The 14,258-nt window shown below is 41.3% G+C and carries 16 protein-coding genes; all 16 read right to left on the bottom strand.

Annotated features, from left to right (window positions below):
- Positions 1-3 precede the first annotated feature (3 nt).
- Complete coding sequence (rnc, locus tag DW959_RS05605; protein ID WP_347475328.1) at positions 4-585, bottom strand: ribonuclease III; 582 nt, start codon at positions 583-585, stop codon at positions 4-6.
- Positions 573-695 carry a hypothetical protein gene (locus tag DW959_RS15065; RefSeq protein WP_347475326.1) on the bottom strand — a complete coding sequence of 41 codons (123 nt, stop codon included), beginning with the start codon at positions 693-695 and terminating at the stop codon, positions 573-575. Before DW959_RS15065 ends, rnc begins: the two co-directional genes overlap by 13 nt.
- Positions 696-697: 2 nt before the next feature.
- The gene (gene plsX, locus DW959_RS05600) at positions 698-1,714 is read right to left on the bottom strand and encodes a phosphate acyltransferase PlsX (protein ID WP_021943905.1); all 1,017 of its coding nucleotides are present in this window, start codon (positions 1,712-1,714) and stop codon (positions 698-700) included.
- Positions 1,715-1,949: 235 nt separating this feature from the next.
- Entirely contained in the window at positions 1,950-2,132 is a 183-nt protein-coding gene (rpmF, locus tag DW959_RS05595; protein ID WP_008400890.1) for a 50S ribosomal protein L32, read from the bottom strand.
- A 13-nt stretch (positions 2,133-2,145) separates the two neighbouring features.
- Positions 2,146-2,661, bottom strand: coding sequence for a DUF177 domain-containing protein (locus tag DW959_RS05590; protein WP_117822621.1), 516 nt, complete (start codon positions 2,659-2,661; stop codon positions 2,146-2,148).
- Positions 2,662-2,758: 97 nt separating this feature from the next.
- Positions 2,759-3,946 (bottom strand): acetate kinase, encoded by a 1,188-nt coding sequence (locus DW959_RS05585; protein ID WP_118615616.1) that lies wholly within the window; start codon positions 3,944-3,946, stop codon positions 2,759-2,761.
- A gap of 112 nt (positions 3,947-4,058) precedes the next feature.
- On the bottom strand, positions 4,059-4,742 hold the full coding sequence (coaE, locus tag DW959_RS05580; protein WP_117822620.1) for a dephospho-CoA kinase: 684 nt from the start codon (positions 4,740-4,742) through the stop codon (positions 4,059-4,061).
- Entirely contained in the window at positions 4,729-7,365 is a 2,637-nt protein-coding gene (gene polA, locus DW959_RS05575; RefSeq protein WP_117822619.1) for a DNA polymerase I, read from the bottom strand. Before polA ends, coaE begins: the two co-directional genes overlap by 14 nt.
- Positions 7,343-7,951 (bottom strand): zf-HC2 domain-containing protein, encoded by a 609-nt coding sequence (locus DW959_RS05570; protein WP_117807538.1) that lies wholly within the window; start codon positions 7,949-7,951, stop codon positions 7,343-7,345. Before DW959_RS05570 ends, polA begins: the two co-directional genes overlap by 23 nt.
- A gap of 42 nt (positions 7,952-7,993) precedes the next feature.
- Complete coding sequence (gene greA / locus DW959_RS05565; protein WP_117807758.1) at positions 7,994-8,491, bottom strand: transcription elongation factor GreA; 498 nt, start codon at positions 8,489-8,491, stop codon at positions 7,994-7,996.
- Positions 8,492-8,628: 137 nt separating this feature from the next.
- On the bottom strand, positions 8,629-9,651 hold the full coding sequence (gene ilvC, locus DW959_RS05560; protein ID WP_008400897.1) for a ketol-acid reductoisomerase: 1,023 nt from the start codon (positions 9,649-9,651) through the stop codon (positions 8,629-8,631).
- 91 nt (positions 9,652-9,742) lie between these two features.
- Complete coding sequence (gene ilvN / locus DW959_RS05555; protein WP_008400899.1) at positions 9,743-10,231, bottom strand: acetolactate synthase small subunit; 489 nt, start codon at positions 10,229-10,231, stop codon at positions 9,743-9,745.
- Positions 10,232-10,333: 102 nt separating this feature from the next.
- A complete protein-coding gene (locus tag DW959_RS05550; protein ID WP_117807537.1) occupies positions 10,334-12,757 on the bottom strand; it encodes a homocysteine S-methyltransferase family protein in 2,424 nt (807 codons plus the stop codon).
- Positions 12,750-13,235: a ribonuclease HI gene (gene rnhA, locus DW959_RS05545; protein WP_008400901.1), complete on the bottom strand. Its 486-nt coding sequence runs from the start codon at positions 13,233-13,235 to the stop codon at positions 12,750-12,752. The genes DW959_RS05550 and rnhA overlap by 8 nt, the downstream gene beginning before the upstream one ends.
- 87 nt (positions 13,236-13,322) lie before the next feature.
- Positions 13,323-13,958: a purine-nucleoside phosphorylase gene (locus tag DW959_RS05540; RefSeq protein WP_243023354.1), complete on the bottom strand. Its 636-nt coding sequence runs from the start codon at positions 13,956-13,958 to the stop codon at positions 13,323-13,325.
- On the bottom strand, positions 13,871-14,242 hold the full coding sequence (locus DW959_RS14535; RefSeq protein ID WP_243023348.1) for a hypothetical protein: 372 nt from the start codon (positions 14,240-14,242) through the stop codon (positions 13,871-13,873). Before DW959_RS14535 ends, DW959_RS05540 begins: the two co-directional genes overlap by 88 nt.
- Between the last annotated feature and the right edge of the window lie 16 nt (positions 14,243-14,258).

Genomic DNA, 14,258 nt, shown 5'->3' with positions numbered 1-14,258 from the left:
ATATTAACCCTGCTTTTTCTTTATTTGTAACAGTGCATTATATGCTGCCGTCTGCTCCGAAGCCTTTCTGGATGCTCCTTCACCTGTTGCAACATGCTCCCCGTTAATGCACACCTCGGATACATAAGATTTATTATGATCCGGCCCCTTCTCCTCTAACAAGGCATAAGTAAGGGTTTTTTCTTCTTTCTGCGCAAGCTCCTGCAAGGTTGACTTGGCATCATAAAACAGTGAATGTGTCTCAACATCATCAAGTAAAAAACGGTGGACAAATTTCTTTGCCTCATCTAAGCCGCCATCCAGATAGATTGCACCGAGAACTGCCTCAAACAGATCACACATGATCGAGTTCCGATTTCTCCCTCCGGTCAGATCTTCTCCCCTGCTTAACAGAACATAATGTCCAAACTTTAGTTCCTTGGATATCTGAGACAAGGTAAATTCACATACCAGACTTGCTCGGAGCTTTGTTAATTTTCCTTCCGGGTAATCCGGATAATTTTTATAAAGATATTCACTTACAACGAATTCCAGGATTGCATCCCCAAGGAATTCCGATCGTTCATAGGATTCTACTTTATTGATCTTCCGCTCATTTGCATAGGCTTATGTGTTAACGCTGTTACAAGCAGTTCCAGATCATGAAAGGTATACCCAATGATATCTTCTATATTATGAAATCGTTCTGTGTTCATAATTACTTCGCCACTTCTTTTCCAATATTCTCGGCAATTTTTTCATTTACACCATTTTCCTTGAAATTAATACACTGGAAAATAGCGCTCTTAACCTCTTCGTTATGAGAATTACCGTGGATCTTTACAACAAGGCCCTTTAAGCCAAGCAACGGTGCACCACCTTTGTTCTTCGCATTAAAACGTTCCTTCAAGCCATTCAATGAACTCTTGATCAGAAGTCCTCCGATCTTGGTTTTAAATGAAGACATAATCGTATTCTTGATCTCACCTAAAAGCATCTTTGCAAGACCTTCATACAACTTTAAGATAACATTTCCGACAAATGCTTCACAGACAATGACATCTGCTGCACCATTTGGAATCTCTCTTGCCTCGATACTTCCAACAAAATTAATGTCCTTACATTCTTTTAATAATGGATATGTCTCTTTTACAAGAGCATTTCCCTTTTCTTCTTCATCGCCGATATTTACGATTGCAACTCTTGGATTCTTTACATGCTCGATATTCTCCATATAGATAGAACCCATCTTGGCAAACTGTAGCAGATGCTCCGGTCTCGCATCGACATTCGCTCCACAATCGATCAGAAGGGAATAACCCTTTGATGTAGGAAGTAATGGCGCAAGTGGTGAACGCTTTACACCTTTGGAACGTCCGACTACCAACTGTCCACCTGCAAGGATCGCACCTGAGCTTCCGGCTGAAATAATCGCATCAGCTTCTCCGTTCTTTACCATATTCAGGCCAACCACCAGTGAAGAATCCTTCTTGCTTCTGACAGCCTGTACCGGGGCTTCATGACAGGTGATCTCCTCTGTTGCATTTACAACCTCGATCTTTGACTGATCGTAAGTATATTTTGCAAGTTCCTTCTTTATTACATCTTCTTTACCGGTCAGTATTATCTGTGCCTTTGCGCCTTCATTGATCGCTTCTACTGCACCTCTTATGATCCACTCCGGTGCATAATCTCCACCCATGGCATCTACGACTACTCTTGTTACTTCGCTCATCTTATTCCTGCTTCCTTTCTATACCGGAACTATTCCGGCATTTCCATATTTCTTATTATACGAATCGGAGTCCAGACTCCTACGCAGACCAACCCCAGGGTTTGTCAGAATAGGACTCTGCTCTGACCGTATAAATGCACAAAGCTATTATATATTTTGCCTTTCTTAAAGTCAACAGGGGATATCGGTGCAAAAAAATAAAGCCTTCCGATCGCTCGGAAAGCTCTATTTATAATTACTCACCTACTGAGATAATCTCTTTCTTGTTGTATGAACCACAATTCTTACATACTCTATGTGGAACCATTAATTCGCCACACTTACTGCACTTTACTAATGCAGGAGCAGTCATCTTCCAGTTAGCTCTACGCTTATCTCTTCTGGCCTTTGAACTCTTATTCTTTGGACAAATTGACATTAATCACACCTCCTCAACCTTTCAAGATGTTTGCAAAAACTGATAATCTTGGATCCGGAACAAAATCATCACAATCACATGTTTCATGATTCAGATTTGCTCCACACACTTTGCACAGACCTTTGCAATCATCTTTGCATAATATCTGCATCGGGACTAAAGTCATTAGTTCCTTCTGTAAAAGCATGTCCATATTAATAATGTGATCTTCCAGATAATCTAATTCCTCGATCTCATCAACTTTATCTGTTTCAAAGATAGCCATATCGATCATCTCGTCTATGTCCACTTCAAAATCCTCTGTAATTTCATCCAGACAACGGTCACATAGCATCTTAAGTGTGACAACACAGCCGCCCTTAAGACTTGCTTTTCTCTTACCTTCATTTCTGGCGGTAAGATGAAAATTCTTTACATTATCGACTACATATACATTTCCGTTGAAAGAAAACTCCTTCAATTCAGATATAACATCGTAGTCTTTTACCTGTCCTTCTGTCGATAAAATCTCTGATAAATCAATTAACATAATATCTCCTAAAAATCGCACATTGGTTATTATACATATTTGAATACTCTTTGTCAACGATAAAATCACATATTTTTTGCCATATTTTTCTTTTTCGTTACACTAAAGCAACAGTCTCTCTTGCAATCGCAAGCTCTTCATTTGTAGGGACTACGAATACCTTTACCTTGGAATCCGGTGTGGAGATCAGCTTTTCATCTCCCATAACCTTGTTTGCTTCCTGATCGATCGTGATACCCATGTATTCCATATCTGACATTGCAAGATTTCTGACATATGGATTATTCTCACCGATACCGGCTGTAAATGCAATCGCATCTACACCACCCATTGCTGCGGCATATGCACCGATATACTTCTTGACACCATATGCAAATACATCAAGTGCAAGACGACATCTGTCATTTCCTTCTTCCATACCCTTGCCGAGATCTCTGAAATCACTGAATCCACCGGAGAGACCATAAACACCGGACTTTTTATTTAAGATCGTATTGATCTCTTCGATATTCTTTCCTGCCTTGTTTGCAAGGAATTCGATAATGGCAGGATCGATATCACCGGATCTTGTTCCCATGATCACACCTGCAAGCGGTGTCAGACCCATGGTTGTATCTACTGATTTTCCACCCTTAACCGCTGTAATACTGGAACCATTGCCAAGATGACATACGATGATCTTTGTATCTTCGATATTTTTTCCAAGAAGCTCTGCTGTTCTCTTTGATACAAAGCTGTGGCTTGTGCCGTGGAAACCATATCTTCTGATCTTATAGTCTGTATAATATTCATAAGGAATACCATAGATATACGCTTTATCCGGCATTGTCTGATGAAACGCTGTATCAAATACACCGACATTCGGGACACCCGGCATCAGCTTCTGGCATGCACGAATACCGATCAGGTTTGCCGGATTATGTAATGGCGCAAGATCGTTACATTCTTCAATCGCAGCAATTACTTCATCTGTAATCACAACAGACTTGGCAAATTTCTCACCACCATGTACGATTCTGTGACCTACCGCATCGATCTCGGACAGATCAGTGATCGCACCTGTCTCTTTATCTGTTAATGCTTCTAATACATAACTGACTGCTGCATTATGATCCGGCATAGGAAGATCCTTTGTATATTTCTCTTTTCCTGTCGTTGTATGGGTAAGTCTTCCATCTACAGCGATACGTTCACATAAGCCCTTTGCAAGAAGTTCTTCTGTATCAGAATCGATCAACTGATACTTCAACGATGAACTGCCACAGTTAATAACTAAAACCTTCATATTAAATATCCTCACTTTATATATTTTGTTCTGACCGGCACAACGCCTGTCGTATATAACATAATTTATTTATACAGTTATCTGCTTGAATCTTTATGTGTCAGACAACACATTATATTCTACATTCATCTAATATGTGCTTCAAGTCTTTTTTCGTATTTTCAAGCGACCCGGAATTATCAATCTTATAGTCGCAGGCTTCCAGATAAAAAGCTTCCGACTCCTGTGAATCGATAACCGCCTGCGCTCGTTCTTGGGTAAAGCCACGATATTCGCAGAGTCTGGATATCCGGACATCCAAGTCTGCATAGACATAGCACATCTTATCACAGATACTCTTATATCCATCCTGAATCAGCAAAGCAGCTTCAATCACGAACAGCTTTTTTCCGGCATCCTTCTGTTCCTCAATCCGGCGCAGGATTTCTTCTTTCACTAACGGATGTGAAATACTGTTCAGCAAAGCCAGCTTATCTTTATCGTGGAATACGATATCTCCAAGCTTCTTTCTGTCAATCGAGCGGTTAACCGTTGATTGACCGTTGTCTGTCACTGCGTCCCCTTCAGCAGGTGCAGATATATCTATATCAGTATCCATCAAAACCTCCATACCAAATGCATCCACAATTCCCTGATAAACCGTTTTTCCGGGTTCCATCAACTCATGTGCCAGACGGTCTGCTTCTATTATATATGCATCATATTCTTCCTTTAATATCGTAAGAACTGCTGTCTTTCCGCAACCAATGCCTCCTGTTAGTCCAAGGATCAGCATCTCATCTTTATTTCGCATCATACCAGTTATCTCCTTCACTGATACCGATCTCAAGCGGTACTGCCATGTCGGCTGCACCCATCATTTCCTTTTCCATGATCTCTTTTACAATGTCAATCTCATCCTTTGCAGTCTCTACCAGAAGTTCATCATGGATCTGTAAGATCAGGCGGGATTTCAGTCCTCGTTTTTTCAGTTCCATATTCACACGGAACATAGCAATCTTAATAATATCTGCCGCTGTTCCCTGAATCGGCGAATTCATTGCAACACGTTCACCAAAGCTTCTGGTCATGAAGTTTGAAGACCGAAGCTCCGGTACAGGACGGATACGACCGAACATCGTCCGCACAACACCATCTGCTTTTGCTTCTTCCACCTGACGGTCAAGGAATGACTTTATATTCTTATAGGTTGCAAAATATTTCTCAATATAATCAGCCGCTTCTTTTCTGGATATTCCAAGATCCTCCGACAAACCAAATGCACTGATCCCATAAACAATACCGAAGTTAACTGCCTTTGCATTTCTTCTCTGCAAGGATGTTACCTGATCGATCGGAACATCGAACACCTCAGAAGCTGTCGTTGCATGGATATCTACATGATTCAGAAAGGCATTCTGCATAACCTGATCTCCGGATAAATGAGCAAGTACACGAAGTTCAATCTGAGAATAATCAGCATCCAAAAATACATATCCATCCTCCGGAATAAATGCCTTTCGAATCAGTCTGCCAAGTTCCAGTTTCATAGGAATATTCTGGAGGTTCGGATCAGTCGAACTGATACGGCCGGTCGCTGTGATCGTCTGGTTAAAAGTTCCGTGAATCCTGCCATCTTCTGATATATATGCCGTCAATCCCTGCGCATAAGTGGAATTCAGCTTTGTAAGCTGACGATATTCCAGTATCGCAGGTATGATTGGATGGTCATTCTTTATCTTTTCCAGCACATCAACGCTGGTGCTGTATCCGGTCTTGGTCTTCTTGCCACCGGAAAGTCCCATATCTTCAAATAAAATAACACCTAACTGTTTTGGCGAATTGATATTAAACTCTTTTCCTGCATAACCGATGATATCAGTATGCAGTTCGTCGATCCTGCTCTGCAGCTTTACGCTGTAATCATCCAAAGCTTTTCGGTCAACCCTGATTCCCCGGTGCTCCATATCATAAAGTGTATATACTGTTGGCATCTCGATCTCATTATAGAGGGTAAACATCTCCTGTTTTTCCAGATGTTCCATCAGAAGATCACCTATAAGATATGGGATCAACGCCTTATATGCAAATAATTTCTGAAAAGTTTCATTTGCAAAAGAGAACAGATTCAATTCATCTTTTCCAACCAGTTCTTTTTCAGACGGCAGTGTTGCACCAAGATAATCCCTTGCGACCGCATCATAGGAATATACATCCTCCATCGGATTTAAGAGATATGCCGCTACACCGATATCATGCACCTTTGTATCACTCTCATCAAACGGAAAGACTGACAATGCTTCCTTTAAATCCAGAATATCGATCTGCATACCGTTCCTGGTGGCTGATACTATATTCTCTGTCAGTCTGTCATGCTCCATTCCATTCAGATTCGACAAAATATAGACCTCATTATCAGATGTGGCAGCAGACAGCCCGAATAAGGTTCCATCCTTCCAGATTGGATATAAACCGATCTTATCTATATTTTTCATCTTATCGGCAAGAAAACCATCTATCTGCTCCGTTGTTTCAAGCAAGGTGATAACCGGATCAATCTCCGCCGTCTCTGTCACTGTGCCAAACTTTTTTAACAGACTGTTAAAGCCTAATCTTTTAAAAATCTTATATGAATCATCATTGAATAATGATTCGATCGTCATTTCATCCAGAGAAACATCCAGCTCGCAGTCCAGTTTGATCGTTGCAAGATCCTTTGACATAACTGCAAGATCCATGTTCTCGGTCAGATTCTTCTGAACACGCGGAGGCTTTACCGTATCCAGATGATCCAGAATATTCTCCATGCTTCCGTATTCAATCATCAGCTTTGCCGCTGTCTTTTCTCCGATTCCCGGAACTCCGGGAATATTATCAGAGGTATCGCCCATAAGCCCCTTCATATCTATAAACTGAACCGGTGTAACACCATATGCCTCAACAACATCCTTTGCATAATAATTTTCTATCGTTGTGCCGCTTGCTTTTGTTTTTGGGATCCGCACAAGGATCGTATCTGTTGCAAGCTGCAGAAGATCTCTGTCACCCGATACAATCACAGTTGCATAGCCATTTCGTTCTGCCATCCTTGATATCGTACCAATGATATCATCTGCCTCATAACCGCCTTTTTCCACAATCGTGACATGCATAGCTGTAAGCACTTCTTTCATAAGTGGAACTTGTTCACGAAGTTCCTCCGGCATCGGCTTTCTGGTTCCTTTATATGCGCTGTATTTCAGATGACGGAATGTCGGTTCATGCACATCAAATGCTACACACATATGATCCGGTTTTTCCTCATCCATGATCTTAAATATAATATTAAGAAAACCAAGAACTGCATTTGTATGCAGTCCTTCATAGTTTGTGAGATCCGGCAGACCATAGAATGCACGGTTTAATATACTGTGTCCATCAATTAATAATATTTTCTTCATTTTCCAAATCGTCCTTCTCTGCCGTTTCTTCGGCGACTTCCAGATAGTTTTTGTGTGTCTGGTTATATCTCTTTATTTTATCCATAAACTGTACGTTTTTATCACTGGTTCCGGGAAGATCATCCTTTTTATATAAAATTTTCTCCAGATATTCGATCATATATTTATTGTCAAAAAACAGCTTTTCTCCAAAAGTATCACTATAATAATATTCTGTCTGCGATTTCTGTTTGGCATTCTGCTCATAATGATATACTTCTTCCAGAACTCCACTATATACCCATACAAGTCCGATCACAATTGCAGCCAGAACCAGAACGATTGTAGAGGTTGCAATTCGTTTAACGGCTGTCATACGTGTCATTTCTTCATCCAGCTTATCATCCAGTTCCTTTTTGAAGTTCGTGGAAAGATTTTCTTCATTGTCCAATTCTTTCATACCAACGATCAAGGTATAGTAGATTTCCAATTCTTCCGAACAGTTTTCACAATTTTTGACATGCTTAATAAACTCCTTCAATTCATCGTCCGGGAGTTTGTTCTCTATGAATGCCATGATCTTTGATTGTGCTTCCAAACATGTCATCTGACTGTCACCTTCTTCATCCTGTCCGTATATTTTTATCTTCTATCGAATATGATCCTGGGATTCATCGGTTGTCTTAACAATCTCCCGTATCACAATATGGAAAGGGTCGCCCTTTCCCGGAACAACCTCTACACGGTCACCGACTTTATGACCAAGCAATGCTTTCCCCATCGGAGATATATTGCTGATAATACCATTTAATACATCTTCGCGGACTGTCGTTACGATACGATAAGTATCTTCTTCATCATCTTCTTCAAAATAAACACGAACAGTATTATTCAAACCTACTTCATCATCTGCTGACTCATCTTTTATGATCTCAGCAGTTCTTACCATACGATCCAGATAACGGATTCTTTTTTCATTCGCATTCTTATCCTTCTTCGCTGCATAATACTCGAAATTCTCACTCAGGTCGCCCTGTGCTCTTGCTTCCTTTACAGCTTCCAGCTTTTCTTTTCGAACTACTACTTTTCTATATTCGATTTCTTCTTCCATCTTCTTGATGTCAGATTCTGTTAACTGATTAAACATAAAACCAACCACCCTGTTCACATTTTTGCTAACAGTATAGCACAAAACATTTTTGGATACAACAAAAGCAGATCTTACGTCCGAAAACATAAAATCTGCTCCTGTTATTATATAAAATAAAATATATTTACTTCAGATTAGTTGTTGATGAGCTTGTCTTCACCATTCCAGCTGTACAGCTTTCTGATGCTCTCGCCAACGATCTCTGATGGATGCTCAGCAGCTTTCTTTCTCATAGCCTTGAAGTGAACCTGACGTCCTGCAGGTGACATATCAAGTAAGAATTCCTTAGCAAATGTACCATCCTGAATATCAGAAAGAACTTTCTTCATAGCCTTCTTTGTATCTTCTGTAATGATCTTAGGACCTGTTACATAATCACCATACTCAGCAGTATTTGAGATAGAATATCTCATTCCCTTGAAGCCTGACTGGTAGATCAGATCTACGATCAGCTTCATCTCATGAATACACTCAAAGTATGCATTTCTTGGATCGTAACCGGCTTCGCAAAGTGTCTCGAAACCAGCCTGCATAAGTGCACATACACCACCGCAAAGAACTGCCTGCTCACCAAAGAGGTCTGTCTCTGTCTCTGTTCTGAATGTTGTCTCAAGAACGCCGGCACGAGCTCCGCCGATACCAAGTGCATAAGCTAATGCTCTGTCAAGAGCCTTTCCTGTGTAATCCTGCTCTACAGCTACAAGACAAGGTGTACCCTTTCCTGCCTGATACTCAGAACGTACTGTGTGACCAGGTGCCTTAGGAGCGATCATGGTTACATCAACATTCTTAGGTGGAACAATTGTTCCGAAGTGGATATTGAAACCATGAGCAAACATTAACATATTGCCTTCTTCAAGGTTTGGCTCGATATCGTTCTTGTACATATCAGCCTGTAACTCATCATTAATAAGAATCATGATAATGTCTGCTTTCTTAGCAGCTTCTGCAGCTGTATATACTTCAAATCCCTGTGCTTCAGCCTTTGCCCAAGACTTGCTTCCTTCATAAAGACCGATAATTACGTTACAGCCTGATTCCTTTAAGTTAAGGGCATGTGCATGTCCCTGTGAACCATAACCGATAATAGCGATTGTCTGTCCGTCCAGTAATGATAAATTACAGTCTTCCTGATAATAAATTTTTGCTTCTGCCATTATTTTGTCCTCCTGATATAAATGACTTCTTTATAATAATTAACTGCATAATTGCAATCAATCAATCTATAGTTAACTAAGGTGCACATGATTAATCCTGACGCTGACCTCTCACCAGTCCTGTCAGACCGGTACGAACCAGTTCAATGATCTCAAATCCATCTAACAGTCCAAGAAATGCTTCACACTTCGAGGTTGCACCTGTTAGCTCAATGATCATGGAACCTTTTGAAACATCAACGATGTTTGCTCGGAATATATTTGCAATGGACATGATATCCTGACGGGTATCCTTATCACTTCTCACCTTTACGAGTACAAGTTCTCTGCATACTGATTTGCCAGGCTCCAGTTCAACGATCTCTACGACATCCTCGAGCTTATTCAACTGTTTCTTGATCTGGCTCAGACTTGCATTATCTCCGCTTACTGCTACAGTCATTCTGGAATATGCAGGATTCTCCGTAACACCTACCGTAACGCTGTCGATATTATAACCTCTGCGGCTGAATAAACCTGAAACTCTGCTCAGTACACCTGATGTATTATCTACAAGAAGTGACAAAACTATATTATCCATCAATAAGTACCACCTTTCAAACCTATGAAACGGCTGTATAATCAATACAGCACAAATCCTTGTTTTATTATAGTTATCTTGTCAATTATTGTCAACGAAGAATTACTCAATATCAAGCAATCTTTTTACAACCTGAACACATTCTGCCGCATCCTCTGAATAACCATCTGCATGAATCTCCTCAGCAAAGCTCTCTGTGATAACAGCTCCGCCGATAACGACCTTAATATCCAGATTTTTTGCTTTTACCAGTTCCACAACATCCACCATTTTCATCATAGTTGTTGTCATCAGTGCCGAAAGTCCGATGACCTTGGCATCATTTTCTATGGCTGCATCAACGATCACATCCGCAGGTACATCCTTTCCAAGATCGATAACCGGGAATCCGTAGTTTCGAAGCATCAAGACAACCAGATTCTTTCCGATATCATGGATATCTCCCTCTACGGTAGCAACCACGATCGCAGGCATTGACTTTCCATCATCCTCCCGTACGATAAGTGGTGTGATATGATTGATCGCAAGCTCCATCGTCTCTGCGCTGGCGATTAACTGTGGCAGAAAGTATTTTTTCTGTTCAAATAATTTTCCAACACGGTTAATTGCCGGAATCAGCTCATCATCAATAATCTTCTGCGGATCTATCCCCTGTTCCAGTTCTTTTTTGACATCTTCTGTAATATTTCTTTTATTTCCTTTTACAACATCTGTGTAGATAACACTTTTTTCTTTTTCATCCTCCTGACTGCCTCCATTCTGTACAGGTGCAGCCGTTGTGATCCCGAGAGGTTTTACATTCTGGATATACCGGATATCTCCTTCGTCTTTGTTAAGAAGCATATCCGATGCATATGCCATATTCATAAGCATGGTCTGTGACGGATTTGCAATTGCCATCGTAAGACCATTCTGGATCGCCATCGTAAGAAAAGCTGCATTTACAAACATACGCTCCGGCAATCCAAATGAGATATTCGAAAGTCCGCATATCGTAGCAAGCCCCATATCATGACAATAACGGATTGTTTTCAGGCAGTTGACAGCAGCAGCTTTCTCTGCTCCGACTGTTGCAACCAGACCATCGACCACAACATCCTCTTTCTGAAAGCCCATCTTATAAGCAGCATCCAGAACTGTATGTATAATACTTTCTTTTTCATCACTGTCCTTTGGAAGTCCCTCATCAGAAAGCGGAAGCAGAATGAACATCGCACCATATTTTCTGACCAACGGAAGGATCTCCTGCATTTTTACCTTTTCCAGAGATACAGAATTCACAAGTGCACGTCCCGGATAGATACGAAGTGCCGCTTCGATAACAGCAGGGTTACTGGAATCAATACATAACGGAAGATTCACTGCCTGTGACACCTCATATACAACCCTTACCATCATTTCTTTCTCATCAATACCATTCATGCCGACATTAATATCAAGAATTGATGCACCCTTTTCCATCTGTTCTTCTGCCATCGTCATAACAGTATCGAGAACTCCTTCCCGAAGCTCCGCCTGCAGTTTCTTCTTACCGGTTGGATTGATTCGTTCTCCAACTACCATAAAAGAACCATCTAAATTGATCTGTCTTGTCATGCGTTCTGATGATAGCAAACGTTCTTTCTTGTCTGATATCTCAGGAATATCCATTGTCTTTGCCATATCGGAAAGTGCTTTGATATGGGCAGGAGTTGTTCCGCAGCAGCCGCCGACCATACCAGCTCCTGCTTCTATGATCATCTTCATATCTTCTGCAAAGGTTTCCGGTGTCATGGCATATACACTTTTACCATCCACAAGTTCAGGCATACCGGCATTCGGCTTCGCAAATACGGGGACAAATGCTACCTCTTTCATGGCAGCCACAAGCTCTGTCATCTTGTCCGGTCCTGTGGAACAGTTTACACCTATTGCATCCACGCCAAGATTCTGTAATACATTGACCGCGGTTACCGGATCCGTTCCATACAAGGTTCTTCCGTCCTCGTTAAATGTAAGGCTCGCCATGATAGGGAGATCACAGATCTCATTTGCAGCGATCACAGCAGCTCTGGTTTCGGCAAGGCTCATCATTGTTTCTACAACAAGAAGATCACAGCCCGCCTCAACAAGAACTTTGATCTGTTCTTTATAGATATCAACCAGCTCTTCAAACTGAAGTTTTCCCATCGGATACAGCATCTCACCTGTCATGGTAAGATCACCTGCGACATAACCATGCCCGCACTCGGCAACGGCCTGCTTTGACAGAGCTACCAGATCCATATTCATCTGATAGAGATCAGTTTCCAATCCATATTCACGAAGTTTTAAACGATTACAGGTAAATGTCGGAGCATATAAGATATCTGTGCCTGCATTCAGATACGACGTCTGAAGTTCCAGCATAACTTCTTTGTGCTCCAGTATGTATTTTTCCGGACATACACCAAGTGGCATGCCTGCATTCATCAGATTTGTTCCGGTTGCTCCATCTAAGATCAGTATTTTCTCATTGAACAGTTGTCTAAATTCGTGTTTATTCATTCGTTATCACACCTTCGTCGTCTATTTTGTTATCTCCGTCTGCCGCTGTCGTTGCAAGCATATCACATCGTTCATTCATCGGATGTCCTGCATGTCCCTTCACCCAGTGAAAGGTTACTGTATGCGGCTCTTTTGCTTTTAACAGTCGTTCCCACAGATCCCGGTTCTTTACCGGTTCATTCTTGCCACGTTTCCAGCCCTTCTTGATCCAGCCCCATATCCAGCCTTCATTAAATGCCTTTACAAGATACTGGGAATCTGAATATAATTCCACATTACAGGGTTTTATCAATGCTTCTAACCCAACAATAGCTGCCATAAGCTCCATGCGGTTATTGGTCGTCTTATTATAGCCCTGTGAAAATTCCCGTTCATGGAGCGTTCCTTTTCCATCTATAAACTGGATAACCGTACCATATCCGCCCGGTCCGTCCGGATTTCCTCTCGCTGCACCATCTGTATATATCTTTACATCCATTCTTTTCGCACCTCATATCTATTCTAATTAATCCATATCCGCTTATAAATGACTGATTATCACTTTTCATCAAATGATCGGAATATTTTATTCTGTGCCATCACTATAACTTTCGATCAATTCTGTAAGGAGTCTGCTCATTTTATCAGACATCTCCTTACTGCGATCCAGAATATCCTCATGCTTTAATTCAGCACCAAGTCCTGCCGCTTTATTTGAAATTGCCGAAAAACCGGATACCCGGATTCCCATATGGCAGGCCGCGATTGCCTCACATGCTGTACTCATACCAACCGCATCTGCACCAAGCATATGAAACATCCGTATCTCGGCCGGCGTCTCATATTGAGGTCCTGATGTCTGAAGATAAGTACCTTCCACAGTATGAAATCCCATTCTCTCAAATATTTTCCTGCTTATCTGAATTTTTTCTTCGTCATATATATGGCTCATATCCGGAAATCTGACACCAAACTTGTCTATATTCCTTCCAATCAAGGGAGATGGAACAAAGCTTGATATCTGATCCGAAATGATCATGATATCTCCCGGTACCAGCTCTTCACTGATTCCTCCTGCCGCATTGGTAAGAATCAGCCACCGTATTCCAAGAAGCCCCATCAGCCGGATCGGTTTCACGACATCCTGCATGGAATATCCCTCATAGTAATGAACTCTGCCCTGCATGACAACAATCGGTTTTCCACAGGAATAACCAAATATAAATCGTCCCTTATGGCCGGCAACTGTCGAAACAGGGAAGCCGGAACCTCTTTATAATTAATATACACCGGATCATCCATGGTAAATGCATCACCCAGTCCACTTCCAAGTACGATCCCTATCTCCGGCTTCATCTTTATTTTACCAGTGATATAACGAACAGCCTCATCATACATAAATAACATCTCCTTATCCCAGTGCCGCAGCTCACCTGTACCCAGTCTCTGAAATACATAATTCTGATTTTCCACATATATCCATATGGTAAAAAAGCTGACACCCATCTGAATGTCAGCTTAT

Origin of the sequence: Clostridium sp. AM46-21, from assembly GCF_003480025.1 — a bacterium.
In the GTDB taxonomy this organism is placed as follows: Bacteria; Bacillota; Clostridia; order Lachnospirales; family Lachnospiraceae; genus Coprococcus; species Coprococcus ammoniilyticus.
This window is presented reverse-complemented; position numbering and strand designations above follow the sequence as displayed.